The sequence below is a fragment of the Rhizobium sp. LjRoot98 genome, from assembly GCF_964252935.1.
In the GTDB taxonomy this organism is placed as follows: domain Bacteria; phylum Pseudomonadota; class Alphaproteobacteria; order Rhizobiales; family Rhizobiaceae; genus Pararhizobium.
The window spans coordinates 791,710-815,299 of sequence record NZ_CAXUPW020000001.1; the positions used below are offsets into that span (position 1 = coordinate 791,710).

A 23,590-nucleotide genomic window follows, 5' to 3' on the forward strand; every position below is an offset into this window, starting at 1 on the left:
CGATTCGTTTCGAATATCCCAAGACTTAAAGGCTTTCGCGGTCCTCGTCTTCATGATGCTTGCGGATACGCCGCACGACAAACCATATGGCAAGCACCGCAACCGGAACGAAGAAGCCGGTCAGCACGCTGGATTTGACCGGAATGCCTTCACTTTCCACGGCCTTGGCGAGATAACCGAACAGGCCGACCACATAATAGGAAATCGCAGCAACCGAGAGCCCCTCGACCGTCTGCTGGAGACGAAGCTGCAGCTTGGCGCGGCGGTCCATCGAATTCAACAGCGCACTGTTTTGCCGTTCAAGCTCAACATCAACCCAGCTCCGAAGCAGTGCCGTGGCGCGGGTGAGCTTGCGCGACAGGTTGGCCTGGCGCTCCTCGACCGACTGGCACGTGCGCATGGCCGGGGCCAATCGCCGCTCCAGGAAGGTGCCGAGCGTTTCATAGCCTGGTACGCCGGTTTCGATCAGTGAACGGATGCGCTCCTGAACGATGCCGTAATAGGCGCGGCTGGCGCCGAAACGGTAGAGACTGAGGGCCGCCCCCGCCTCGAGCTCTGCTGCCAGCAGGGTGATTTCGGCCAGCATCTCGTCCGCCTTTTCGCGGGCGCTGGTACGCATGCGTTGGGTGACACCGGTAAGCCCATCCTCGATCCGGCGGATATCCGGCGACAGCGACTGCGCCAGCGGCAGCCCGAGCATGGCAAGCGTACGATAGGTTTCGATGTCGAGCAGGCGCTGCACAAGCGCGCCGGTTCCAGCCTCCGTCATGCCCCGGTCTATGACGAGGATCTGCGTCAGGCCGTCGCCATTCTGGCGAAAGTCCGTCAGCACCACCGACTGGCCATTCTTGATATCGCTGTAACAGAGGCTGGTGGGGTCGAACGCAGACATTGCGGCGCGGGTTTCCTCCGTATCCGGCCGGATTTCCAGACGGATACCGGAGATCAGCGTTCCCGGCGGCGAAAAGCCATCGCCGAAAGGATGGGTGGTAACGTCGCCGCCAAACTGATCGGGAATGACGCCATCCCAGAAATAGGTCGAAAATTCGGTATGGCGCTCCCAGCGTAGCGTGCCCTGCCCCCAGGAGATCGCATGATGGCTGGCCTCGCGGCTGGGCGGCGAGACGCCGCGCGCGCGTGACAGCTCAGAGAGCACGGCATGATCGACAGCCGCCCCGCCATCGGTCATGAAGGCAAGCTGGAAAATGACGCGCGGCGACGTCACCAGCGCATATGGACGCGCGTGAATCTCGCCCAGCGCCTGCGCGCGGGCCGGAGCCGACGGAAATGCAAAACTGCGTTTGGCCATGAAGCGTTTTCCCCTCTCACGCATCAATCAGCACTGTCTTATCAACAGGCCGGGCAAAAAGGAAAGGACGCTTTGACGCAGGCCCGGCTTTGTTTCGCTTAAGCGTGGGCAGGCCTGATCTGGAAAAGTGGCTAAAGAAATTGACCACTTTCGAGCCGGTGACTAAGTTGGCATCGAGGAGAGCCGCCGTGACCGACGACACCATCGATGCTTTTGCCCGCATCCCGCATAGCCGGACCTCCGGCGAAATCATCCAGCAAATCGAACTTCTGATCCTTGAAGGCGTGCTGCGCGACAGCGAGCGCCTGCCGAGCGAACGGGACCTTTCGCGCCGCTTTGACGTTTCGCGGCCGATCCTGCGCGAGGCCCTGAAGGAACTGGAGGCGCGCGGGTTGCTGATCAGTCATCATGGCGGCGGCACGTTCGTTGCCGACGTCATCGGCCAGGTGTTTTCCAAACCTGTGATTGACCTGATCTCCCGCCACCAGAAGGCGACGCAGGATTATCTCGAATATCGCCGCGAACTGGAAGGCATGACGGCGGAACTCGCCGCACGCCGCGCCACCCGCTTCGACCGGGACATGCTGACCCGGATCATGGAAGAGATGCGGGCGGCGCATCTGTCCGGCTCGGCGGAGGGCGGGTTAAGGACCGATGTCGAGTTGCACAGCGCCATCGGCGAATGCGCCCACAACATCATCCTGTTGCATACGTTGCGCGCCTGCTACCGGCTTTTGAGCGGCGGCATCTTCTTCAGCCGAGAGGTGCTGTTTGCCGCCCCCGGTGCCGGCGACATGCTGCTTGCCCAGCATGAGGCAATCTACGAGGCGATCATCGCCGGCAATCCGGCACAGGCGCGTGAAGCCGCTCAGGCCCATATCGACTTCATCATCACCGCCACACGGGATGCCGAGCGCTCCGGCGAATGGGCGCGTATCTCGCAGCTGAGAATGCAGCAACGCGACCGCCTCACCGGGGCCTGATCGTTACATCCGCAACACAGAAGACACGCACCGGCAAATTACGGTGCGCGTCTCGCCAATGCCGCAAACATGCTCTATAAGGCCGCTATCGGCACATTTTGCTGGCGCAATCACACTAAATTGCCCGTCTTTCGCGTTGCCACGCCCTTCATACGGAGCGCCGCGATAACTATATGTGCTTCACCAAATCTGCGCGTTTACAGGCTGCTGAAAGGGAGCATATTGAAACGATATTGCAGACTAAATTGATTCGTTTGTTTGAAAGGATGCCCCCACGTTGAATATTCTGAATCGCATTGTCACTGATGTACGCCTGATGTTCCGCCGTCCGGTGCGAATGCAGTGTGCTGCACTGTGCTACCGGTTCAAGAAGAAGAGCGCGGCGCCAGAGATGCTTTTGATCACCAGCCGCGATACCGGCCGCTGGGTCATTCCCAAGGGCTGGCCGATGGAAGGCAAGATGTGTCATCAGGCTGCCGAACGCGAGGCGTATGAAGAAGCTGGCGTCAAAGGCGAGACCGGCGCGGAACGGATCGGCTTTTACATGTACGACAAGGGCATGGATCAGGGGCTGAAGGTTCAGTGCATGGTTCAGGTCTATCCACTGGTCGTTCTGGACATGCTCAAGAGCTTTCCGGAAAAAGGCAGCCGGAAAATGGAATGGGTCAGCTTCGCGGAAGGCGCCAACCGCGTCGCCGAGCCGATGCTCAAGGACCTGATCCTCGGTTTCGAGCAGCGCCTGCTTGCCACGATGAACCCGGCTCAAGAGGCAGTGACCCGATAAACGCTGAAGTCAATGGAAGAACGACGCGAGGCATCCCCGATCCTGCTGCGCCGGACAGTGCCTACCCGAATTTCGGGCAGGCAGCCTGAATTGGAGAACAGACGGTGACAAAACCGCGCCCGAGCCTCGAAAAGCCAACCCTCGACAAATACCTGGACAGAGTGACCCTGACAGAGGAAGCAACGCATCATGTGCTGCGACCTTGGGCTGGCCTCGGCCTCGGGCTGCTGTTCATGCTGATCAGCGTGATCTTCGCTGCCGCCTATGTTTCCGAAGAGCCCAAATATCTGATCATTCTGGCCGCCGCTGCGGTCGCCGGATATATGGCGATGAACATCGGCGCCAATGACGTGACCAACAATGTCGGCGCCGCGGTGGGATCCAAAGCGATCACCATGACGACCGCGCTGATCATTGCCGCCATCTTCGAGGTCGCCGGCGCCGTGTTTGCCGGTGGACGCGTTGTTTCGACGATCGAGGCCGGCATTGTCGATGCGTCCCAGATGCCGTCGGGAGAGACCTTTGTCTGGGTGATGATGGCGGCGCTGGTTTCGGCTGCGGCATGGATCAACATTGCAACATGGTCCGGCGCACCGATTTCAACCACCCACTCGATCGTCGGCAGTATTCTCGGATCAGGCGTTGCGGCTGCGGGTTTTTCCTCGATCCACTGGATATCGCTTGCGGGAATAACGGCAAGCTGGACGATTTCGCCGATCCTCGGCGGCGGCATCGCAGCCCTGCTTCTGGCCTTCATCAAGACCTTCATCATCTACCGCGAAGACAAGATCGACGCGGCAGTCTTCTGGACACCCCTCCTGCTCGCCCTGATGATGGGAGCCTTCGCCACCTATTTTACCGTGATCGCCATCGAGAAAGTGGCGCATCTTTCGATGACGACCGGCCTCTGGGCTGGCCTCGCAGTGGCCGTCATGACTGTAATTATCAGCAGGCCCTGGATCGCGCGCCAGGCCCGTGGGCTCGACAATCGCAACCAGTCGCTGCGCAAGCTGTTCCGGATGCCGCTCATTCTGTCGGCGGCGCTCCTCTCGTTTGCCCATGGCGCCAACGACGTCTCCAACGCAGTCGGTCCGCTTGCGGCAATCGTCGCCAACGTCAATGGCCTTGCCATCGCCCAGACCACCTATGTGCCGCTCTGGGTTATGCTAATCGGTGCCTTCGGCATTTCCTGCGGCCTTTTGCTGTTTGGTCCGAAACTGATCCGCGTCGTCGGTGAGGAGATCACCAAGCTCAATCCGATGCGTGCCTATTGTGTGGCACTGGCAACGGCGATCACCGTGATCATCGCCACATCGCTCGGGCTGCCCGTCTCGACCACGCATACCGCCGTCGGCGCCGTCTTCGGCATCGGCTTTTTCCGCGAATGGTACACCCGCAACTCGAAACGGCGGCTGGAATATGTGCGGCGGAAAACCGGGCAACTGGACTTCGAGCGCCGCGTTCAGCACAGTCCGGAGGAATCACACCGCCGCCGTCTGGTGCGGCGCTCGCATTTCATGACAATCGTTGCTGCCTGGGTTATCACCGTTCCGATTTCAGCGCTGTTGTCGGCGGCGGTCTACCTGGTCTTCGCAGCACTCTTCATCTAAGGACTGATCTATGCGCGCCAATTTCCGCATGCAGCGGCTCTTCATCGATGTGCCGCTGGCAAAAGGTACGATCTATGAGGCGACGCGGGAGCAGTTCAACTACCTCGTCAACGTGCTGCGCTTCGAAGCCGGCGACGCCGTGCTCGTCTTCAACGGACAGGATGGCGAATGGCAGGCGGAACTGTCCTTCCCGACCAAGAAGCGCCTGTTCCTGACGGCGACGGAGCAGGCCCGGCCGCAACCGGCACCCTGCGACCTGCACTACCTGTTCGCCCCGCTGAAGGTCGGCAGGCTCGATTATCTCGTGCAGAAGGCTGTCGAGATGGGTGCCGGCCTGCTTCAGCCGGTGATGACCCAGCATGTGCAGGGCAAGATCAGCAATCTCGACCGGGTCCGGGCCAATGTCATTGAGGCCGCGGAGCAATGCGGCGTTCTGGGCATTCCGCAGGTCACGGAGCCGCGCAAGCTGGAAGACATTCTCAACGGCTGGCCTAAGGATCGCCGGATCATCTTTTGCGATGAAGGCGATGCCGGGCAAAACCCGCTGCCGGTCCTTGCGGCGGTGAAAGAACGCAAACTGGCGCTGCTGATCGGTCCAGAGGGTGGCTTTTCCGATAGTGAACGGTCTTTGCTGCGCAGTCTCGATTTTGTGACCGCCATCCCACTTGGGCCGCGGATTCTGCGGGCAGATACGGCAGCAGTGGCAGCGATGGCCGTGATCCAGGCATCGATTGGCGACTGGCATTAAGACATTAGAATTTCAAGTCCCATTGAGGTGTTGAAAATTTGAACCGCCCTTGAAAGAATTTCACTTGCACCACATGTGAAACCGGTTCAATCACCCTTCCTAATATCTGCCGTCCGGCAGGTTCCGCCCGTTCAAAAGAAGACGCCCATGGCCAGAGATACCACCGACCAGACGCCGGTTACCTCGCTTGCAGACCTGACCGAATATTTGGCAGAGGGTAACAAGCCGAAGGATAAATTCCGCATCGGCACGGAGCATGAGAAGTTTGCCTTCTTCAAGGCGGACAACAGCCCGGTTCCCTATTTCGGCGAAGCCAGCATCTCGGCTCTCCTGAACGGCATGGCGGAAAAGACCGGTTGGGAGCCGATCATCGACGCCGGAAACATTATCGGCCTTGCCGAACAGTCCGGCCAGGGCGCGATTTCGCTGGAGCCCGGCGGCCAGTTCGAGCTTTCCGGCGCACCGCTCGAAAACCTGCACCAAACCTGCAAGGAATCCAACCGGCACCTCGCCGTCCTGCGCGAAATTGCCGAGCCGCTCGGCATCCGTTTCCTCGGTATCGGCGGTTCGCCGAAATGGACGCTCGCCGAAACCCCGCGCATGCCGAAATCCCGCTACGACATCATGAGCCGCTACATGCCGAAGGTCGGTACGCAGGGCCTCGACATGATGTATCGCACCTGCACGATCCAGGTGAACCTCGACTTTTCGTCCGAAGAGGACATGCGCCGCAAGATGCAGGTGTCGCTGAAGCTGCAGCCGCTGTCGACGGCGCTGTTTGCCAGCTCGCCGTTTACCGATGGCAAGCCGAACGGCCTGCTCTCCTGGCGCGGCGATATCTGGCGCGATACCGACAATCAGCGGGCCGGCGTGCTGCCCGCAGTCTTTAATGCCGATTTCGGCTTTGAGGATTACGTCACATGGGCGCTCGACGTACCGATGTATTTCGTCGTGCGCGACGGCAGGTATCACGACTGCACGCATATCACCTTCCGCCAGTTCATGAAGGGCGCGTTGAAAGGCGAGCTTGCCGACTGGGAGCCCAACATGGGCGACTGGACGAACCATCTCTCGACGCTGTTCCCCGATGTTCGCCTGAAGCGCTTCCTTGAAATGCGCGGTGCAGACGGTGGTCCGTGGCGCCGCATCTGCGCGCTGCCGGCCTTCTGGGTTGGCCTGCTCTATGATGATGCAGCCCTAGACGCCGCCGAGGACTTGACCCGCAACTGGACCTACGAAGACACGCTTGCCATGCGCAATGCGGTTCCCGCGGAAGGCCTTTCGGCCACTCATCGCGGCACGTCATTGTTCGACGTCGCCCGCGAGGTCCTGGCGATTTCGCGCCTTGGTCTGAAGAACCGCAACCGGCTGAATGGTGACGACGTTGACGAGAGCATCTTCCTTGCTCCGCTTGACGAAGTTCTGGCCAAGAAGGCGACGCTCGCCGAGGATCTGCTGGCGCTCTACAAGGGACGCTGGAACGGTTCGGTCGAACCGGTCTTTACCGACTACCAGTATTAAGCCTCAGAAACGTTTCTTGAGGAAATACTGTGGAATGACGTTCGGCGCACCTTCGAGTTCGCCGAACACGGTGTAGCCGAGCTTTTCATAGAATGGTTTTGCCTGGAACTCGAACGTGTCCAGCCAGACACCGACATAGCCGCGCGTCCGCGCTATCGCTTCCGCCTCAGCAAGCAGGCGTGAGCCGAGGCCCTGCCCGCGATATTCATCGACAACGGCAAGATACTTGACGAAGGCCCAGCCGAAGCTGTCCATTCCGTAGAGTCCGCCGACAACCGCCTGCGTGTCCGGATCGCGCGCGAGAATGGCAAAATCCGGCTTTTCCTCGACTTCCCCCATATGCAGCGCTGCATGCTGATCGAGCACAGCGATGACCGGCGCAATATCCTGCTCACTGGCGTTTTCCGAAATGACTTCGATGACGGGGCGTTTCATGCGGATTCCGCTCATAGCTTCAACGAACCGGAGAATAAGTGAACACCTCAACGTTGTGGAGCGTGAAATTCTCCCGACATGGACGGGCTTGTCCCGGCTAACAAAAATCGGTGTTCTCGTGGCCTTTTCCCGTTATAGTGCAAACACATGCGATGCGCTGCCTGCTGGAGAGGATAAAAGATGATCCCGCTGTTTGACATGATGATGCAGGCGCAGAACGGCAACGCCATGGATGTGATGGCCAAGCAGTTCGGCCTCGCCCAGGAACAAATGGCCAAGGCGACGGCCGCCTTGATGCCTGCCTTTTCCACGGCGCTCAAGCGCAACACCGCCAATCCCTATGATTTCGGGGCCTTCCTTACCGCGATGTCGAGCGGCAACTATGCCCAGTATTTCGAGGACATGAACAAGGCCTTCACCCCGCAGGGGCTAGCTGACGGCAATACCATTCTCAACCAGCTTTTCGGCTCCAAGGACATGCTGCAGGCTGTCTCTGCGCAAGCCGCACAGATGACCGGCATCGGCCAGGAAATCTACAAGCAGATGCTGCCGGTCATGGCGAGCGCCATCATGGGCGGATTGTTCAAGCAAGCATCGGGGCAGATGGGCGGGGCGCAAAACCCGTTCGCCAATACGCCGATGGAAGCGATGATGAAACCGTGGCTCGAAGCCTCCGGTTTTGCCAAAAAGCCGGACCCCGCACCCAATCCATTCGACAACCCCTTCACCCAGGCGATGCAGGGTTTCTTCGGCATGGGAAAGCCGGAGGAAAAGCCAAAATCCGCCCCCGACATGTTCGCCGCCAATCCGTTCATGAAAGCATTTCAGGACATGATGAGCGGTAAGCCGCAGACAACAGCCGCGCCGGAGCAGGAAAAGAAGCCAGCAGACGCCAATCCGATGGCCCCCTTTTCCGAGATGTTCAACAGCATGTTCGACAGCGGGCTTGAGGCGCAGAAGGAATACCAGAAGAGCATCGACGGGCTGTTCGAGACGTATCGAAAGAATGGCAGCGCCTGACCGGCGGTTACCCTGATTGTGGGCGTTCGGCCCGGTTTGTGGCCAAGAGGCGATCCGAGGGTTGACCAGTAATTGATCCGCGGTCACGGCGGCTTTCGGCCCGAAGCGGACGACGATCAATGGACGGGCGCCACGGGCGCGAATACACGGGTAAGGAAATCTCGGAGAATGGGAGTGACCTGCTCGCGGGGAAGGCGATGGCCGCCGTCAAGTGCTTGGAACCTTACAGGAACCCCTGCACGTGCAAGAGCCTCGGAAAATCGTTCAGCCTGATCGATCGATGCACGATCATCATATTTGCCGTGAAGAAGTAGGGTTTCTGATCGGATGCTATCAGCATAATAGAGTGCGGAACGCTCCAGAAAGGCCTCGTCTGAGAGACCAGCTTCGTTCTGGATGGCCTGTTGCAAGCCTCGCGAACTGTTCCTGTATGCGTCTCTCAAATCATAGACGCCCCCTGTCAAGATGATTGCTCTAAGATCAGGCACCTTAGTGGCCGCCATGGCGGAGGCCACAGCCCCACGGCTATTTCCATATAGGACGATACGCTCTGGATCGACGGACGGCTGCTGCTTGAGGAAATCCAACGCCGCAATAATCGTTTGTTGAGTAGACGGTCCACAGAAATCCGGCGGACCGTCCGATCCGCCGAAGCCGGGCTGCGATACGGCGGCCGCTGTTACGCCGAGGCGAGAGGAAAACCGGACAAGCGATCCATCATCGACCGCCTCCTTCCCACCTAGAAGAAGTCCTCCCTGATTGCCGTGAACGAACAATATCGCTCCGCTCCGTCGATCTGAAGCACGCGTCTGGAATAACTGAACACGAGCGCCATTGCCTCGATCAATGGTGTGTTCTGTGACCTCAGACATGGTAGTCATCCCGTTACATCTTCTGGCGAGAATACGGCGGCAAGGCCTACTGTCAACGACCACTGTTGGCGCAGTGCAGCCGTAATCACCCCAGATCAGGAAAAGCCGCCGACCGCCCAACTCTGGTCTTTTGCCAAAGTCACGGTTTCGTTTCATCGCCCCCCAAAAAAGAAAAAGCCCGGTACTGGTCTTGGGGACCGGGCACCGGGCAAGCAGCAGGGCAATTGGCTCTAACCCTGCGGGGAACGGTAACGCGCAGAGGCGGCTGCGCGTCCCTGTTGCGTGGAACGTTTTTTGGAACGTCTGAGGCACGCAACAAAACTCATCATCGTGCGGGACCATCCGGCCTTCGGTCCCGCGTCGTGAACGCACGCCTCAGTCGAGGCGCGCCTTCCGGTAAAACGTGTTCGCCCGGTCGCGGGACGCCTGTGTCAGATGGCGGCCCGGATCGTCGAAGAACGGCGAGGTCATCGCCTCGCGCACTTCATGGCGGCAAAGCCCCATGTCGAGCAGCTGATGATCATCGAGATCCTGCAGGCGGCCGATGGCATTGCGGTTTCGCAGCTGGCGCCATACCGACACCAGCACGCCCGTCAGTCCCGTCTGGCGGGATGTCGCGGACAGCTTCCCGGCTAGGGTGAGGTCAAGTGCGTGGTCGGTCGTGCGCATTGTACTGCTCCTTTTCGCAGGCACGCCAGCGCCGCACGTCTTTCAGACGTGCAAAGGTCGCTGTCATTCAAGATTTTGCATAATTTTCTCCCAGATCGATTTCGATCTGGGAAATTATGCAAGGGCGGCCCCTCCCCTGCAGGGAGGTCAGCGCAGGGTTTGGGCCGAAACTATGATGGTGGACCGGCTTTTTTGGGAGGCTCGCCGGGATGGTTCAGGATGCTATTTGCCCGGCCAAATTCGCAAATCCTTATTGATCAGTCCAACGAATGTTTCTAATGGTATTCATCAAACAATTTTATGTGTGCTCTTTTTGAGGACCAGGACCATGTCCGCACCGCTCGATATCGATCAATTGCAGACCTTCGTTGCCATCGCCGACACTGGCAGCTTCACCAAGGCCGCCGATCGTGTCTTCAAGACCCAGTCAGCCGTCTCGATGCAGATGCGCCGTCTGGAAGAGCGCATCGGCAAGCAACTGTTTGCCAAGGATGGCCGCGGCAACCGTCTGACGACGGAAGGCGACCGGCTGCTCAATTTCGCCCGCCGGATGATCCGCCTCAACAACGAGGCGATCGCTTCCTTCGACGACAACCGGCTGGAGGGCACGCTGAGGATCGGCACGCCCGACGACTATGCCGACCGGTACATGCCGGAAATCATCGTCCGCTTTGCCAAGACCCATCCGAATGTGGAGCTCAACATCGTCTGCGAGCCCTCGGTCGACCTTGCCGAGAAGATGGCCAAGGGCGAACTCGACATCGCGCTCGTGACACACAATCCCCGCGCCCGCGCCTCCGACGTGGTGCGCACCGAGCCGCTTTGCTGGGTCAGTTCGATCAACCATCCGCTGCCGGAGAATGCGCCGGTACCGCTCGCGGTCGGCAAACGCGACTGCGCGTGGCGCCAGGCGGCCTGCTCGGCGCTCGATGCCACCGGCAAGGAATACAATATCCTGTTTACGAGCTGGTCTTCGACGGTGGTGGCCGCTGCGGTGCTGGCCGGCATGGCGGTTTCGGTTCTGCCTGAATCAGCGCTTCGCACCGGCATGAAGGTTCTGACCCAGGCGGATGGCTTTCCGGCACTGGCTCCGGTGCAGATCGGCATCATGAAGCGGCCGGGGCTATCGCCATCGCTGTCGAATGCGATCACTAATCACATCACCGCCTGTCTCGACAATATCACACCGACGACCAGCACCGATGATCTTGATGGCGACATGAAGAACTTTCCGCGTTACCCGCGGCTGCGCCAGAGCCACATGCTGCCTGGCTGGTAAAATCCACAGCTGCAAACCAGCAAAAAGGCCGTGCTCCTTTCGGAGGCGCGGCCCTCTTGTATTTGCTAATATGCATACTCGGCCATCAAGCGCGGCCTAAAAGTCGACTGTAATATAATTAGGTTATCCGCAGCCCCAAAAAGTTCTGCCGAATTTTTATACGCCATTTTGAATATATGCCCAAGGGGTCGAAATGGACCATTTTTGGTGAAATCCCCTATCAAATTAGGGGCTGATTAACGGCAAAAAGGGTTTTTCAGGCCTCAAAACTCCAAAACCGAGGCCTTTCAGAGCCCAGAAGGCCGCTGACACCCACTGGTCCTGGCTGGGGTTTATGGTTCGGACATGACATTTTCTGCGTCTGGAAAGTCGCGGAAGCTGAGGGTACAGTCGGTCAGCCCGGTGTTTTGCCCAGCCGCTCTGCCTGGTCGAGTTTTTCCAGGAGATCGAGAAACGTATCCGGAATGGGTTCCTGTTCGATGGCGCTATAGAGAGCTTTCAGCTTGGAGGCGATTTGTCCGTTGGGATCGGTGGCGCGGGCACCCGCTCTCCCGCCCATAGCGGCACGCCGCTGATTTTCCGGTAGGTCGACCATGGACAGTTTCACTCCTGAGCCCGCGCCGGCAATCGCCCCGCAGCGACGCTTATATGCGTCCTTTTTGGTACATTAAAAACGTTGCTATATTCCGAACTTTCAGCCGGCCCTGTTGAAGCCGGCACACAATTCATTCAGTGGGAAAACTTCCCTTAAACTATAAAACATGTTCAAACCAATGCCATGGTTCGTAACGCGATAGCGTCGGCACCGGTAAAATTCGGTGCCATCATACTGAAGGAAGTCATAAATGTCACTTTCCATGCGGATCGCAGCCCATCTTCCCTATCTGCGCCGTTTCTCCCGCGCCGTGACGGGGTCTCAGGCCTCGGGCGACGCATATGTCGCCGCCGTCCTGGAGGCATTGATCGCGGACATCACGCTTTTCCCGCAGGGCTCCAACGACCGGGTCAACCTGTTCAAGCTGTTCTGCTCCGTGTTCGATACGCTGGTTATCAACGTGCCCGAAGCAGCTTCACCTTTCGGTTGGGAGGCACGCGCGGCAGCAAATCTTTCGGTGATTTCACCGGCTGCTCGCAAAGCCTTCCTACTGGTCTCCGTCGAGGGTTTCTCGCCGGATGAGATGGCCGAGATTCTCGGCGTTACCGACGCAGAAGCGGCCAGCCTGCTGCGCGAGGCATCCGAGGATATTTCCCGGCAGGTTGCCACCGAAATCCTGATTATCGAAGACGAACCGCTGATCGCCATGGATATCGAAGACATGGTGAGCAGTCTGGGTCACACGGTCTCAGGCGTCGCAAGAACCTACGGCGAAGCAATCACACTGTTTGAAAAAACGGCTCCGAAGATGATCCTCGCCGACATCCAGCTTGCCGACGGCAGCTCAGGCATCGACGCCGTCAACGAAATCCTGAAGAGCGCGACGGTTCCGGTGATTTTCATCACCGCCTTCCCGGAACGCCTGTTGACGGGAACCAAGCCAGAGCCGGCCTTTCTGGTGACAAAGCCGTTCAATCCGGAAATGGTCAAGGCGCTGATCAGCCAGGCACTGTTCTTCGACGAGAACGCCCGCGCCTACAAAGGCTGACCTCTCTATCCCGCTGGTGAAGGCCGATCGATGGCAAACGCGTCGAACCAGCCTTCCCGGCGGCCGGCGCAAAGTTCAGCCAGAATGCGCGATGCCGTGAAGCTGAAGGTGATACCATTGCCGCCATAACCATAGGCGGCAAGAATGCGCGGCATTCCGGGAACTGCGCCGATCAGCGGAAGACCGTCATCGGTTTCACCAAATGCACCGGACCATGAAAAATCAATGGCGGGGTTGGCGGCAGGCCATAGCTTGACGAGGTCGCTGGCCAACTTTTCCGATTTCTCCGTCATTTTTTTGTCGCGCGCGACGGGATCGACCGTATTGTCGTCCCCTCCACCGATAATGATCCGTCCATCGACCGTGGTGCGGGCATAATTGTAGGTCTGTGAGGCTTCCCAGATCAGCTCGCCACCGGGCCAGAGCGTACCGGCCGCTTGCGGCACCGTCGCAATCGCCCAGCTCGATGCTGTCCGATGGATTTCACTGCGGACAAAATCCGGCATGACATATCCCGTTGCCAGAACGACGTGACGCGCCTCTATGACGAACGGGCCATCAGTCTCGACAGTCACAGCCCCCGGCGCATCATGGTAAGCCGTCACCATCGCATCAACCAGCCGCGCACCACGCCCCTGCGCATCACGCAACAGCCCCCAGGACAGGAGAAGCGGGTCGGCATCGGCAGAGCCGGGCGAGAGGATAGCCGCCGCCCGGTCGATGCCGAAGCGGGATAAAAGGTCTTTGTGATCGAGCAGCAGTCCGGGCAGACCGGCGCGCTCACGCAGCACATATTCGTCGCGCAGAACGGAAGGACCAGCCTCTGCCGCTGAAATGTAGAGGGTCGAACGCGGCCGGAAGCTGCAATCAAAGCCCAGCCCACCCACCAGACCGGCAAGCCCCTGTACAGCTGCGACACTTCGCCGGTAAAGCTGGGCGGCCCGGTCAAAACCATAGAATCCCGTCAGTTCCCCCAATGTGCAGTCGATCTCCCACTGTAGCATCGCCGTACTGGCGGCGGTGCTACCAAGCCCGGGCTGCTCGCGATCGACGACCGTCACATCCACTCCGTGGGCTGCCAGATGTTGTGCGGCAAGCGATCCGGTGATGCCGCCGCCAACGACGAGCACGTCCGTCTTCATGCTTTGCGAGAGAGGGGGCTTGCCGGGCGGGCGAAAACCCCTTCCCCAGGGTGCGCGGCCACCATGGAGATCGGCCTGCACGGTATCGGAGGAATCGAGCATTGGGGGCATGAATTTGCCTTCGGTTGGCGTAGGCCGGAACGATCTTGGGGTATGCCTGATCAGCCCGGTAGTTGCCGTTCCGGCGGCTGGGTGCGGACCTCGTTGAAGATGGTCATGGCGATCAGCGACAGCGGCATGGCCAGCATGGCTCCGACCGCACCCCACATCCACGTCCAAAAGATGATCGCAAGGAAGATCAGGAACGGGTTGATCTCCAGCCGATGACCAAGAATGGCGGGTGTCACTAGATTTTCCATCACAAGATGCAGGATGAAAAAGGCTGCCGCAGGAGCCAGCGCCAGCAACAGCGCGTCATGGGTCATGAGACCGGCGCAGAGCAGTGCCACCGTCATCACCGTGACGCCGAGATAAGGAATGAAGCTGGAAACAAAGGCGAACAGACCCCAGAGCGGCGCCATTGTCAGGCCGCCGACAAAGGCGATTGCGGCAGTGATCGTGCCGAGAACGAGATAGATCAGGCTCGCCGTCGAGAAATAGAAACCTACAGCGTTCTCTGTGGCATTCATGATCCTGATCGCGGCCAGGCGGCGGTCGCGGGTGGCAAAAGCAAGGATGATGGTCTTGCGCAAATGCCCACGCCCGACCAAAAACAGGCCGAGCGCTGCCATGAAGATCAGCGTCTGGATGAACGCCGGGGTTACGCCTGCAGCTACCAGCCCGAGCATGGTGCCTGCATTTTGAATAGCCACATCGGTCACGGCTTTTTCGTCCGTTCCGGCTATCGCGACCTTTGCCCATTCAAACCGCTGGATATAGGGCAGGATACGCTCGATCGCCCGTTCAAGGATACCGGGCGCCTGGCCTGCGAGTGACGTCAAAGGCTCGATCAGGGCATTGATCAGGAAGAAAAGCCCGACGACGAAAATCGCTGCCAGCAGCAGGCCGCCGAGCGCCGGTGGCAATCCGAAATGTGCCAGCCGGTCGGCTGCGAGGCCCAGCACCATGCCAACGACGATGGCGAGCGTGACCGGCATCAGGATCGATTCCATCATGTAGATGACGCCGGAAGCGAAGATGATGAACGTGCCGACAATGCTCCAGGCCACCACCAGATCAAGACCGGTTTTCGCTGACGTTTCGGGAATATCCGCCGCTGCCACCTGCGCTTCAAGCTCCGCCAGTTTTCGCTTCCTGAAAACCCCACTCCCCGCCAAGGCAGCACCCATTTCGCGTCTCTCCATGTGCCCGGCCACGGCACGCAGGCTGCCGGACGAACGATAAGATCAATATGCGGAAAACACCGGTGCAGAGGCAGCATCGGTGTGTAGCGGCTGTTAACGCATTGCTTGTGAAAAAGTTCCCGCGGCGGCGGCGGCGTCAAACGCGCAGCCTTTATCGCGGCACTGAAGCTAGATCGGGAAAGTCAAACACGCACGCGTGCCGGCTGCGGAGTTGCGATCGTAGGTGAGATCACCACCCATGGTGGAAGCCATGGCGTTGAGAATTTTCGTGCCGAGCCCGGTTCCCTTCACAGGAGCATTGGGATCAAACCCCGTCCCGTCATCCTCCACAAGAAGCTCGATCATATCACCGGCACGGCGTGACAGCCGGACGCGGATTTCACCCGCCTGTCCCTTTGGGTAAGCGTATTTGAAGGCATTGGTCACCAGTTCGCTGACCACCAGCCCAAGGGAAATCACCTTGTCGGTCGTCAGTTGCAGCGGATCGGATACCAGCACGATATCATGGGGCCGCGCCTCATCGCCCATGGACGATTGCAATTCATCAAGCAGGCTTTTCAGGTAGTCATCGAGATCGACCATGCCGACCTGGTTGTTGGCGTACAGATGACGATGCACATTGCCGATCGCGTGGATGCGTATCTGGGTTTCCTGCAACGCGCTGACCGCTGCCTGATCGGCGATCAGGGAGGTCTGCAGGCGTACCAGTGAGGCCACGAGGCTCAGACTGTTGGCGACCCGGTGATTGACCTCGCGCAGCAACAGTTCGGCGCGATCCCGCGCCTGGCGCATTGCCTCATGCGCGGCCTCCGTTTCACGGCGAAGCCGCGCCCGCTCCAGTGCCTGATTGAGTGCGGCGACGAACAGGTCGACAAAATCGGTGGAGATGCTTTTCGTCACATAATCATCAGCTCCGCGCTTGAGAGCTTCCACGGCGATGCTGGCATCTCCCGAGCCCGTGACATAGACGACAGGCGGATGGTCTGGCATGTCGGCGATAATCGGGAGAATATCCAGGCCGGTTTCGCCGAGCAGATAATGATCAAGCGCGATGACATCGATACCGCCCTCCGCCAGCCGGGCGAGACCGGATTTCCGGTCGATGGCGTTGATGACCTTGAAGCCCTGCCGGGCGAGGTTTTTGCGCAGGAAAATACCGAGCGCCTCGTCATCATCGATATAGAGGATTGTTGTTTCACAATGATCGGCAGACATGTCCCCACCCATCACGACACCTCCGGCACGGTCACGACGGAGAGGAACAGGCCGAGTTGCTGGATGGCGTTGACGAATTTTTCGTATTCCATCGGCTTGGCGACATAGACATTGGCACCGAGATCATAACAGCGGTGGATTTCCACAGGATCATCCGTGGTGGTCAACACGATCACCATCACTCGCTTGAGGTGCTCGCTGTCGCGCACCCGGGCAAGAATATCCATTCCGGTCATATCCGGAAGGTTTAGATCGAGAAGAACGAGAAGTGCTCTTCCGGCATGCACTTTCCCGCTGCCGTCGGGGCCTAGCAGATAGGACAACGCCGTCAGGCCTGTCCCGAACGGTATGATGTCATTGGTAACGCCTGCGCGGCGGATGTTCTTCTCGATCAGGCGGGCATGCCCTTGATCGTCCTCGATCATGATGATGGCGACCGGTTGCAGTCCGTTGTTCATGTCTCCTCCCCGTCTTTTATCGATCCGATATCGGCCGCAAACGTCACGGTGAATGTCGTTCCCTCTCCCAGGACCGACTGCACGGTGACGTCTCCTCCCAGCCGGCGAACCAGCGCGCGGACATGGGCAAGGCCAATTCCCTCACCCGGCCGGTCCTGCGGTCCGGAGCGCCGGAACAGTTCAAAGATTCGCTCCAGATCGCGCTCCGAGATCCCTCTTCCATTGTCGCTAACCTGAATGACCGCATTGCCGCCCATGGCCATTCCAGACACATGGATAAGCGCCTTTCGGGATGGATCGGCATATTTTAACGCATTGTCCAAAAGGTTGCTGAAAATCTGCTGCAGGGCAAGCCGGTCCGAAACAACATGCGGCAAGCGTGGTGACAGCACGATGCTCGCACCGCTTTCGTCAAGCCTATGCTGGAGATTGGCGACGGTTTCCGGCAGCAATTCAGCAAGGTCCAGATGCTCCCCGGCCAACTGACGGCTTCCGGCCCGCGCGAGCCTTAAAATCTCATTGATGAGATCGTCCATGCGCCGCATGGAGGAGCGGATGAAGCCAAGCGCCTCGGGAATATCGACGTCAACGGCCTCAAGAGCAGCTTTTTCAGTCAGCGCATCACGGGCCGCGGGCGGCTTTTTCATATAACCGGCAAAGATGCCTGCCGCCCGCTCAAGCTCGGATGTGAAGCCCATGATATTGACCAGAGGCGCCCGCAGATCGTGGCCAACAATGTAGGAATAGCTTTGCAGTTCACGATTGGCGCGCTTGAGGAAGCGTGTGCGCTCGCCAATCCTGACTTCGAGCATTTCATTGTGCTCTGCCAGGGCGTTGCTGGCGGCTTCCAGTTGCCGTGCATGAGCAATCGCAAGGTAGACCGCGCCGCCGACCAGAATGATCAGCAGCACCGCGCCGCCAGCGATAGAGATCAGCAACCACCGGGCCGCGTTGTCGAGGGACATGCCTTTCTGGAACGAGATATTGTGTGTAATGGCATCGATCCTGGTCATGATCTGGCGGATCTCGTCCATCGCGAGCTTGCCGTTGTCGCTCCGGACTACCGCGCTGGCGTCGGCGTCTTTGCCCGCCGTTTTCAAGGCGATGGTACGGCGCATCTCGGCCAGCTTTTCATCGACCAGGCGTTTCAACCGGTCGATCGTGACGTCACTGATGCCCAGTTTCATCATGTCGCCGGTAATACTCGTGAATTGAAGGTTGATCAGCGCCTCGGCACGCTTGAACGGCCCCAGATATTTTTCTTCACCGGTGATCAGATAGCCGCGCTGGCTGGTTTCTGCGTCCTGCATCAGGCTGAAAAGCAACAGTGCCCGATTGTTCAGACCCGACGCATCAAGCGCATCGTTGGAATTCTGACGGGTCTGATTGGCAAAACGCAGCGAAAGGAGGACAACGGCGAGGAGCAAGATAGCGCCCGCTAAGAGCATGAGCGGCACGGCTCTGGAAAAGGCCGGCCGTGCGATCACCATTCCCCAACCCCAAACATTCCCTTCGCCCACGCAGCCTGACCGACCGCAAGGGCTGTGGGAATGATGTCAATATTCGTTTTTTCTGAGCGGCTCACAAGATGAGCCTACAACGTCCACTAGAAAATGAAACAGATTTGTCCCACCTTGCGGCCCCATCACGTCAATGGCGTTCCGGAGGGAAAACGTGCAGCGTCAGCGAGAACAGGCCGAGGCCCAGGATCACGACGATCAGCGTGTTGGCAATGTCTTCCGACGTTGCGTGCAGGACACCCAGGCCCAAGGCAGCACCGACGAGCAGGAACAAGCATAGCCTTGGCAACCAGTACAGCATGGCACATTCCTTTATGTTGGAGAGCATTCTCTTGAAATGCCCAGTTTAACGCGGTTTGAGCCGAATGGTTCCATAGCCTTGTGTTGATCCTGGCGAACCATTTGGCGTATGCGCCGTTAATCCAATTGCTGAGTGATCCAGCCGCAGAACGTCGCGTATGGAGTACAATGCGATGGAGACTGTCATGCGGAAAACTGCAATCGCCATTCTGTACGCCACGATCTCCAGCGTTGCAGTGGCGGCTGAGGCCACGCCGATGAAGGAGGCCGATATCCGCAGTCTCATCATCGGCAAGACGATCTATCTTGCCGCGCCGATGGGCGGAGAGTTTCCACTCAACTATCGTCCCTCCGGTGAGGTCGATGGCAGCGGCAAGGCGCTGGGTCTCGGCAAATTCATCCAGCCGACTGACAAGGGCCATTGGTGGATACAATCCGACAAGCTCTGCCAGCAGTTCACGGTCTGGTACGATGGGTCGCCAATGTGCTTCGACCTGACGGAAACCGGCGAAGGCAAGGTCAGGTGGGTGCGCGACAATGGCGAAACCGGCACGGCACGCATCGGCGACTGATGCGGAGACACAAAAAAGCCGGCGCTCCTCGAAAGGACGCCGGCTTTCTCAATCGATGACAGCTCTTAGAGAGCGGCGATGACGATGACTTCGACCAGGTATTCCGGTGTTGCAAGCTTGGCTTCGCCAGTTGCACGTGCCGGTGTGTTGCCCTGCGATGCCCAGGCGTCCCAGACAGCGTTCATCTTCGGGAAATCAACCATGTCGGCCAGCCAGATGGTTGCCGACAGGATACGGGACTTGTCGGTGCCGGCTTCAGCCAGCAGACGGTCAACCGATGCGAGAGCCTGCTTGGTCTGCTCCGTAACGTCGGAACCGGCTTCGCCGACCTGACCAGCGAGATAGACGGTACCATTGTGCACAACGGCCTGGCTCATGCGCGGACCGGTTTCGAAGCGTTTGATTTCCATCTTCATATTCCTCGTAGAATGCGGCGGGCCGCATGTGAATTGAGTTGACGCAGGCGCTTTACCGCAGATTTCCGGCCAGTGGAACCGTCATCGCGCGATTGCCACACCAACGTTCCGTTCAAGCCGCGTTTTTGCGGGCAAGCCGTGCCTTGATACTGTCGACATCGGCGCGTGGCGTCGCGGCAAACAGCGTCTTGGTGTAATTGTGCTTGGGATCGCTGAAGACCTCTTCACGGCTGCCGTATTCCACGGCCTCACCGTAATACATCACCATCACGTCGTCGGCGATGTAGCGCACCACCGACAGGTCGTGGCTGATGAAAACGTAGGTCAGCTGATACTCGTCCTGCAGATCGGCGAGCAGGTTGAGAACCTGTGCCTGCACCGACAGGTCGAGCGCCGAAACCGGCTCGTCCAGCACCAGAAGCCGCGGGTTGAGCATCAGCGCACGGGCAATCGCCACGCGCTGGCGCTGACCGCCGGAGAACATGTGCGGATAGCGCCCGTAATGCTTTTCCTCAAGCCCGACCTTCTTCAACATGGCCATGGCCTTGTCGCGGCGGTCGTCTGCTTTCATGCTGGTGTTGATGATCAGCGGCTCGGTGAGGATTTCGCCGATCTTCTTGCGCGGGTTCAAGGTGCCGTAGGGGTTCTGGAACACGATCTGCACCTTCTGGCGCATCTCCGGCGTCAGACGCTCCTTGGCGATATCGACCTTTGCACCATCGATCAGCATCTCACCCGACGTCGCCGGGTCGATCATGGTGACGATACGGGCAAGCGTCGACTTTCCACAGCCGCTTTCGCCGACAATGGCCAGTGTCTTGCCCTGATCGACTGAAAAGCTCACGCCCTTGACGGCATGAACGGTCCTGGCCTTTTTGAAAAGGCTGCCCGGGATGTGATAATCGCGGGTAAGGTTTCTGGCTTCGAGAACATGGGTCATCGAACAGCTCCTGCAAAGATCTGGTCGTCGCTGAGGAATTCCGCGATCGTCGGCAGCCGGTCGCCGGTGGCGTTGTCCGGAAGGGCCGACAGCAGCGCGCGCGTGTACTCGCTCTTGGGAGATTCAAACAGCGACAGAACGTCGGCTTCCTCGATCTTGCGGCCCTTGTACTGGACAATAACGCGATCGGCGGTTTCCGCCACCACACCCATGTTGTGGGTGATGATGATCAGGCCCATGCCATGTTCGGCCTGCAGCCGCATCAGGAGATCGAGGATCTGCTTCTGAATGGTCACGTCGAGCGCCGTGGTCGGCTCGTCAGCGATCAGGAGCTTGGGATTGCATGACAGCGCAATCGCGATCATCACGCGCTGGCACTGACCGCCCGACATCTGGTGCGGAAAATGGCCCAGCCGCTCGGCAGGGTTGGGTATGCCAACCAGGTCGAACAGTTCGATGGCCCGCGCCCGGCGCGCCTTCTTGTCGAGACCGAGGTGAATGCGCAGCACTTCCTCGATCTGGAACCCAACCGTGAAGCACGGATTGAGGCTGGCAACCGGCTCCTGGAAGATCATGGCAATATCCTTGCCAACGATCTTGCGCCGATCCGACGGCGACAGTCCGAGCAGATCGATGCCATTGAAACGCAACGTGTCGGCGGTCACCTTGGCCGTCCAGGGCAACAGGCCCATGGCAGCCAGCATCGACACCGACTTGCCGGAGCCGGATTCACCGACAATCGCCAGCACTTCGCCGGCATTGACCTTCATCGATACACCATCGACGGCACGGAAAGGACCGGCAGCCGTCTGGAATTCGACAACGAGATTTTCGATTTCGAAAAGCGACATCACGACCTCTTCAACTTGGGATCAAGCGCATCGCGCAGGCCGTCGCCCATCAGGTTGATGGCAATGACGGTGACGAGAATGGCAAGACCGGGGAAGGTGACGACCCACCAGGCGCGCTGGATGAACTCGCGGGCTTCGGCCAGCATCGTACCCCATTCCGGTGTCGGCGGTTGAGCGCCCATCCCGAGGAAGCCGAGTGCCGCCGCATCGAGGATCGCCGCCGAGAAGGCGAGCGTTGCCTGGACGATCAGCGGTGCGAGGCAGTTGGGCAGGATGGTCAGGAACATCAGGCGCAGGGTGCCGGCACCGGCAACCCTGGACGCGATGACATAGTCTTTCGTGCGTTCAGACATGACGGCAGCGCGCGTCAGCCGCACGAAATGCGGCAGGTTGACCAGCGAGATCGCAATCATGGCGTTGACCAGGCCCGGACCGAGCACGGCGACCAGCACGAGAGCCAGAAGCAGCGACGGAAAGGCGAGGATGATATCCATGACGCGCATGATGATCGTATCGGTACGGCCACGGAAATAGCCGGCGATCAGGCCGACGAGAACGCCGGAGATGACCGAAAGCGTCACGACCACAAGGCCGATGAACAGCGAGAAACGGGCGCCATAGATCAGGCGAGACAGGATATCGCGGCCGACAGCATCAGTTCCGAGGAAATAGGTCCATTGACCGCCCGCCGCCAGGGCCGGCGGCAAGAGAAGAACGTCACGATTCTGGATGCTGGGGCTATGCGGCGCCACGAACGGCGCAAAGATTGCCAGAACCAGAATGATCAGGAAGATAGCAAGCCCCATGACCGCGCCCTTGTTGCGCGAGAAATAGAACCAGAATTCGGCAAAGCCGGTCTGCGGCTTGGTAGTTTTGATTTCAGCGACAGCCATCAGACCCTCCTAATGCCGGATACGCGGGTTGATGAAGCCGTAAAGCACATCAACGATGAGGTTGATGATCATGATCATAGCGGCGATCAGCATCAGCCCGCCCTGCACGACCTGATAGTCACGCTTGAACACGGAATCGACCATCCATTTGCCGATGCCCGGCCAGGAGAAGATTGTTTCCGTCAGGATCGCACCGGCCAGCAGCACGCCGACCTGAAGGCCGATTGTGGTGATAACCGGAATAAGCGCGTTCCGCAGCGCGTGCACGCCAATGACGCGGAATGGCGTCAGGCCCTTGGAGCGGGCGGTACGGACATAATCCTCGCCGAGCACTTCCAGCATGGCCGAGCGCGTCTGCCTGGCGATGACGGCGAGCGGGATGGTCGCCAGCACGACGGTCGGCAGGATCAGGTAGCTGACCGCCGATTTGAAGGCGCCCGCCTGCCCCGAGATTAGACTGTCGATCAACATGAAGCCAGTGACCTGCGGGAAGAAATACATCATCGAGATGCGACCCGAGACCGGCGTCCAGCCGAGATAGCCTGAGAAGAAGATGATAAGCAGCAAGCCCCACCAGAAGATCGGCATCGAGTAGCCGACGAGGGCGACGCCCATGAGCGATTGGTCGAGCCAGGTCCCCCGTTTCACCGCAGCGATCACGCCAGCTGGAATGCCGAGCAGCACCGCAACGATGATGGCGCAGAGCGACAGTTCCAGCGTTGCCGGGAAGAGGTTCATGAAATCATCGAGAACCGGCCGCTTGGTGACGATGGACGAACCGAAATCGCCCGTCACAAGACCGCCGAGATAATCGAAATACTGAACATACATCGGCCGGTCGAGACCGAGCTGGTGCATGAGTTCAGCATGCCGTTCCGGAGCCATGACGCGCTCACCCGACATCAACATGACCGGATCGCCCGGCAACAGTCGAATGAAGGAGAACGCGATCAAGGATACCCCGAGGAACGTGGGTATCAGGACGGCAAGCCGCCCGAAAATAAAGCGCAACATGGGAGCCTATCCCTTCTTTCTTTGAAAAACCGACGGCCCGAATGTCTTCGAGCCGCCGGCCATTGCACGCTCTTTGCGGCGTGCCTTTCTTT

General features: G+C 59.1%; 25 protein-coding genes. 9 read left to right on the plus strand and 16 right to left on the minus strand.

Going from position 1 to position 23,590, the window contains the following annotated elements; all coding sequences use genetic code 11:
* Positions 1 to 25: 25 nt before the first annotated feature.
* Entirely contained in the window at positions 26 to 1,309 is a 1,284-nt protein-coding gene (locus ACSQ3J_RS03910; RefSeq protein ID WP_060504723.1) for a DUF3422 family protein, read from the minus strand.
* A gap of 188 nt (positions 1,310 to 1,497) precedes the next feature.
* Here ACSQ3J_RS03910 and ACSQ3J_RS03915 point away from each other — a divergent pair, with 188 nt between their 5' ends.
* The 5 genes from ACSQ3J_RS03915 to ACSQ3J_RS03935 all read left to right on the plus strand — a co-directional run bounded on the left by ACSQ3J_RS03915 (position 1,498) and on the right by ACSQ3J_RS03935 (position 6,955).
* Complete coding sequence (locus tag ACSQ3J_RS03915) at positions 1,498 to 2,292, plus strand: FadR/GntR family transcriptional regulator (protein ID WP_112834558.1); 795 nt, start codon at positions 1,498 to 1,500, stop codon at positions 2,290 to 2,292.
* Positions 2,293 to 2,569: 277 nt separating this feature from the next.
* Positions 2,570 to 3,076 carry an NUDIX hydrolase gene (locus ACSQ3J_RS03920; protein WP_060504722.1) on the plus strand — a complete coding sequence of 169 codons (507 nt, stop codon included), beginning with the start codon at positions 2,570 to 2,572 and terminating at the stop codon, positions 3,074 to 3,076.
* Positions 3,077 to 3,180: 104 nt separating this feature from the next.
* Positions 3,181 to 4,686: an inorganic phosphate transporter gene (locus tag ACSQ3J_RS03925; RefSeq protein ID WP_436038681.1), complete on the plus strand. Its 1,506-nt coding sequence runs from the start codon at positions 3,181 to 3,183 to the stop codon at positions 4,684 to 4,686.
* Between the two features lie 10 nt (positions 4,687 to 4,696).
* A complete protein-coding gene (locus ACSQ3J_RS03930; RefSeq protein ID WP_060504720.1) occupies positions 4,697 to 5,434 on the plus strand; it encodes a 16S rRNA (uracil(1498)-N(3))-methyltransferase in 738 nt (245 codons plus the stop codon).
* 147 nt (positions 5,435 to 5,581) lie between these two features.
* Positions 5,582 to 6,955, plus strand: a complete 1,374-nt coding sequence (locus tag ACSQ3J_RS03935) for a glutamate--cysteine ligase (RefSeq protein ID WP_060504719.1) — start codon at positions 5,582 to 5,584, stop codon at positions 6,953 to 6,955.
* A gap of 3 nt (positions 6,956 to 6,958) precedes the next feature.
* Here the strand turns inward: ACSQ3J_RS03935 and ACSQ3J_RS03940 are convergent, their stop codons facing one another.
* Positions 6,959 to 7,390, minus strand: coding sequence for a GNAT family N-acetyltransferase (locus ACSQ3J_RS03940; RefSeq protein ID WP_060504881.1), 432 nt, complete (start codon positions 7,388 to 7,390; stop codon positions 6,959 to 6,961).
* A 180-nt stretch (positions 7,391 to 7,570) separates the two neighbouring features.
* On the opposite strand from ACSQ3J_RS03940, the gene ACSQ3J_RS03945 reads away from it, so the two are divergent.
* On the plus strand, positions 7,571 to 8,410 hold the full coding sequence (locus ACSQ3J_RS03945; protein WP_060504718.1) for a DUF937 domain-containing protein: 840 nt from the start codon (positions 7,571 to 7,573) through the stop codon (positions 8,408 to 8,410).
* Positions 8,411 to 8,526: 116 nt separating this feature from the next.
* Here the strand turns inward: ACSQ3J_RS03945 and ACSQ3J_RS03950 are convergent, their stop codons facing one another.
* Positions 8,527 to 9,282: an alpha/beta hydrolase family protein gene (locus tag ACSQ3J_RS03950; protein WP_060504717.1), complete on the minus strand. Its 756-nt coding sequence runs from the start codon at positions 9,280 to 9,282 to the stop codon at positions 8,527 to 8,529.
* Positions 9,283 to 9,657: 375 nt separating this feature from the next.
* Complete coding sequence (locus ACSQ3J_RS03955; RefSeq protein WP_060504716.1) at positions 9,658 to 9,951, minus strand: DUF1127 domain-containing protein; 294 nt, start codon at positions 9,949 to 9,951, stop codon at positions 9,658 to 9,660.
* 328 nt (positions 9,952 to 10,279) lie between these two features.
* Here ACSQ3J_RS03955 and ACSQ3J_RS03960 point away from each other — a divergent pair, with 328 nt between their 5' ends.
* A complete protein-coding gene (locus tag ACSQ3J_RS03960; protein WP_060504715.1) occupies positions 10,280 to 11,230 on the plus strand; it encodes a LysR substrate-binding domain-containing protein in 951 nt (316 codons plus the stop codon).
* Between the two features lie 394 nt (positions 11,231 to 11,624).
* Here the strand turns inward: ACSQ3J_RS03960 and ACSQ3J_RS03965 are convergent, their stop codons facing one another.
* Positions 11,625 to 11,789 (minus strand): NepR family anti-sigma factor, encoded by a 165-nt coding sequence (locus tag ACSQ3J_RS03965; RefSeq protein ID WP_244482198.1) that lies wholly within the window; start codon positions 11,787 to 11,789, stop codon positions 11,625 to 11,627.
* A gap of 286 nt (positions 11,790 to 12,075) precedes the next feature.
* Between ACSQ3J_RS03965 and ACSQ3J_RS03970 the strand changes: the two genes are divergently transcribed.
* The gene (locus ACSQ3J_RS03970) at positions 12,076 to 12,873 is read left to right on the plus strand and encodes a response regulator (RefSeq protein WP_060504713.1); all 798 of its coding nucleotides are present in this window, start codon (positions 12,076 to 12,078) and stop codon (positions 12,871 to 12,873) included.
* 5 nt (positions 12,874 to 12,878) lie between these two features.
* Here ACSQ3J_RS03970 and ACSQ3J_RS03975 read toward each other — a convergent pair whose 3' ends face one another.
* The 6 genes from ACSQ3J_RS03975 to ACSQ3J_RS04000 all read right to left on the minus strand — a co-directional run bounded on the left by ACSQ3J_RS03975 (position 12,879) and on the right by ACSQ3J_RS04000 (position 18,813).
* Positions 12,879 to 14,126, minus strand: coding sequence for an NAD(P)/FAD-dependent oxidoreductase (locus ACSQ3J_RS03975; protein WP_060504712.1), 1,248 nt, complete (start codon positions 14,124 to 14,126; stop codon positions 12,879 to 12,881).
* A gap of 50 nt (positions 14,127 to 14,176) precedes the next feature.
* A complete protein-coding gene (locus ACSQ3J_RS03980; protein ID WP_060504711.1) occupies positions 14,177 to 15,304 on the minus strand; it encodes an AI-2E family transporter in 1,128 nt (375 codons plus the stop codon).
* A gap of 183 nt (positions 15,305 to 15,487) precedes the next feature.
* Entirely contained in the window at positions 15,488 to 16,546 is a 1,059-nt protein-coding gene (locus ACSQ3J_RS03985) for a sensor histidine kinase (RefSeq protein WP_060504710.1), read from the minus strand.
* Positions 16,546 to 16,992: a response regulator gene (locus ACSQ3J_RS03990; RefSeq protein ID WP_200954865.1), complete on the minus strand. Its 447-nt coding sequence runs from the start codon at positions 16,990 to 16,992 to the stop codon at positions 16,546 to 16,548. The genes ACSQ3J_RS03985 and ACSQ3J_RS03990 overlap by 1 nt, the downstream gene beginning before the upstream one ends.
* Positions 16,989 to 18,482, minus strand: coding sequence for a sensor histidine kinase (locus tag ACSQ3J_RS03995; protein ID WP_436038683.1), 1,494 nt, complete (start codon positions 18,480 to 18,482; stop codon positions 16,989 to 16,991). Before ACSQ3J_RS03995 ends, ACSQ3J_RS03990 begins: the two co-directional genes overlap by 4 nt.
* Before the next feature lie 160 nt (positions 18,483 to 18,642).
* Complete coding sequence (locus ACSQ3J_RS04000; protein WP_164491954.1) at positions 18,643 to 18,813, minus strand: hypothetical protein; 171 nt, start codon at positions 18,811 to 18,813, stop codon at positions 18,643 to 18,645.
* Between the two features lie 184 nt (positions 18,814 to 18,997).
* Here ACSQ3J_RS04000 and ACSQ3J_RS04005 point away from each other — a divergent pair, with 184 nt between their 5' ends.
* Positions 18,998 to 19,384 carry a hypothetical protein gene (locus ACSQ3J_RS04005; RefSeq protein ID WP_060504879.1) on the plus strand — a complete coding sequence of 129 codons (387 nt, stop codon included), beginning with the start codon at positions 18,998 to 19,000 and terminating at the stop codon, positions 19,382 to 19,384.
* Between the two features lie 65 nt (positions 19,385 to 19,449).
* Here the strand turns inward: ACSQ3J_RS04005 and ACSQ3J_RS04010 are convergent, their stop codons facing one another.
* From ACSQ3J_RS04010 to ACSQ3J_RS04030, 5 genes are all read right to left on the minus strand, one after another.
* Positions 19,450 to 19,794 (minus strand): RidA family protein, encoded by a 345-nt coding sequence (locus ACSQ3J_RS04010; protein WP_060504707.1) that lies wholly within the window; start codon positions 19,792 to 19,794, stop codon positions 19,450 to 19,452.
* A 118-nt stretch (positions 19,795 to 19,912) separates the two neighbouring features.
* Positions 19,913 to 20,740, minus strand: coding sequence for a dipeptide ABC transporter ATP-binding protein (locus ACSQ3J_RS04015; protein ID WP_060504706.1), 828 nt, complete (start codon positions 20,738 to 20,740; stop codon positions 19,913 to 19,915).
* Positions 20,737 to 21,591, minus strand: coding sequence for an ABC transporter ATP-binding protein (locus tag ACSQ3J_RS04020; RefSeq protein WP_082512169.1), 855 nt, complete (start codon positions 21,589 to 21,591; stop codon positions 20,737 to 20,739). Before ACSQ3J_RS04020 ends, ACSQ3J_RS04015 begins: the two co-directional genes overlap by 4 nt.
* Complete coding sequence (locus ACSQ3J_RS04025; RefSeq protein ID WP_060504705.1) at positions 21,591 to 22,484, minus strand: ABC transporter permease subunit; 894 nt, start codon at positions 22,482 to 22,484, stop codon at positions 21,591 to 21,593. The genes ACSQ3J_RS04020 and ACSQ3J_RS04025 overlap by 1 nt, the downstream gene beginning before the upstream one ends.
* Positions 22,485 to 22,493: 9 nt before the next feature.
* Positions 22,494 to 23,498 carry an ABC transporter permease subunit gene (locus ACSQ3J_RS04030; protein WP_060504704.1) on the minus strand — a complete coding sequence of 335 codons (1,005 nt, stop codon included), beginning with the start codon at positions 23,496 to 23,498 and terminating at the stop codon, positions 22,494 to 22,496.
* Between the last annotated feature and the right edge of the window lie 92 nt (positions 23,499 to 23,590).

Coding starts and splice junctions, on each gene's coding strand:
- ACSQ3J_RS03910 (WP_060504723.1), bottom strand. CDS start 1,309: ATGGCCAAACGCAGTTTTGCATTTCCGTCGGCTCCGGCCCGCGCGCAG.
- ACSQ3J_RS03930 (WP_060504720.1), top strand. CDS start 4,697: ATGCGCGCCAATTTCCGCATGCAGCGGCTCTTCATCGATGTGCCGCTG.
- ACSQ3J_RS03935 (WP_060504719.1), top strand. CDS start 5,582: ATGGCCAGAGATACCACCGACCAGACGCCGGTTACCTCGCTTGCAGAC.
- ACSQ3J_RS03940 (WP_060504881.1), bottom strand. CDS start 7,390: ATGAAACGCCCCGTCATCGAAGTCATTTCGGAAAACGCCAGTGAGCAG.
- ACSQ3J_RS03945 (WP_060504718.1), top strand. CDS start 7,571: ATGATCCCGCTGTTTGACATGATGATGCAGGCGCAGAACGGCAACGCC.
- ACSQ3J_RS03950 (WP_060504717.1), bottom strand. CDS start 9,282: ATGTCTGAGGTCACAGAACACACCATTGATCGAGGCAATGGCGCTCGT.
- ACSQ3J_RS03955 (WP_060504716.1), bottom strand. CDS start 9,951: ATGCGCACGACCGACCACGCACTTGACCTCACCCTAGCCGGGAAGCTG.
- ACSQ3J_RS03960 (WP_060504715.1), top strand. CDS start 10,280: ATGTCCGCACCGCTCGATATCGATCAATTGCAGACCTTCGTTGCCATC.
- ACSQ3J_RS03965 (WP_244482198.1), bottom strand. CDS start 11,789: ATGGGCGGGAGAGCGGGTGCCCGCGCCACCGATCCCAACGGACAAATC.
- ACSQ3J_RS03970 (WP_060504713.1), top strand. CDS start 12,076: ATGTCACTTTCCATGCGGATCGCAGCCCATCTTCCCTATCTGCGCCGT.
- ACSQ3J_RS03975 (WP_060504712.1), bottom strand. CDS start 14,126: ATGCCCCCAATGCTCGATTCCTCCGATACCGTGCAGGCCGATCTCCAT.
- ACSQ3J_RS03980 (WP_060504711.1), bottom strand. CDS start 15,304: ATGGGTGCTGCCTTGGCGGGGAGTGGGGTTTTCAGGAAGCGAAAACTG.
- ACSQ3J_RS03985 (WP_060504710.1), bottom strand. CDS start 16,546: ATGGGTGGGGACATGTCTGCCGATCATTGTGAAACAACAATCCTCTAT.
- ACSQ3J_RS03990 (WP_200954865.1), bottom strand. CDS start 16,992: ATGAACAACGGACTGCAACCGGTCGCCATCATCATGATCGAGGACGAT.
- ACSQ3J_RS03995 (WP_436038683.1), bottom strand. CDS start 18,482: ATGGTGATCGCACGGCCGGCCTTTTCCAGAGCCGTGCCGCTCATGCTC.
- ACSQ3J_RS04000 (WP_164491954.1), bottom strand. CDS start 18,813: ATGCTGTACTGGTTGCCAAGGCTATGCTTGTTCCTGCTCGTCGGTGCT.
- ACSQ3J_RS04005 (WP_060504879.1), top strand. CDS start 18,998: ATGCGGAAAACTGCAATCGCCATTCTGTACGCCACGATCTCCAGCGTT.
- ACSQ3J_RS04010 (WP_060504707.1), bottom strand. CDS start 19,794: ATGGAAATCAAACGCTTCGAAACCGGTCCGCGCATGAGCCAGGCCGTT.
- ACSQ3J_RS04015 (WP_060504706.1), bottom strand. CDS start 20,740: ATGACCCATGTTCTCGAAGCCAGAAACCTTACCCGCGATTATCACATC.
- ACSQ3J_RS04020 (WP_082512169.1), bottom strand. CDS start 21,591: ATGTCGCTTTTCGAAATCGAAAATCTCGTTGTCGAATTCCAGACGGCT.
- ACSQ3J_RS04025 (WP_060504705.1), bottom strand. CDS start 22,484: ATGGCTGTCGCTGAAATCAAAACTACCAAGCCGCAGACCGGCTTTGCC.
- ACSQ3J_RS04030 (WP_060504704.1), bottom strand. CDS start 23,498: ATGTTGCGCTTTATTTTCGGGCGGCTTGCCGTCCTGATACCCACGTTC.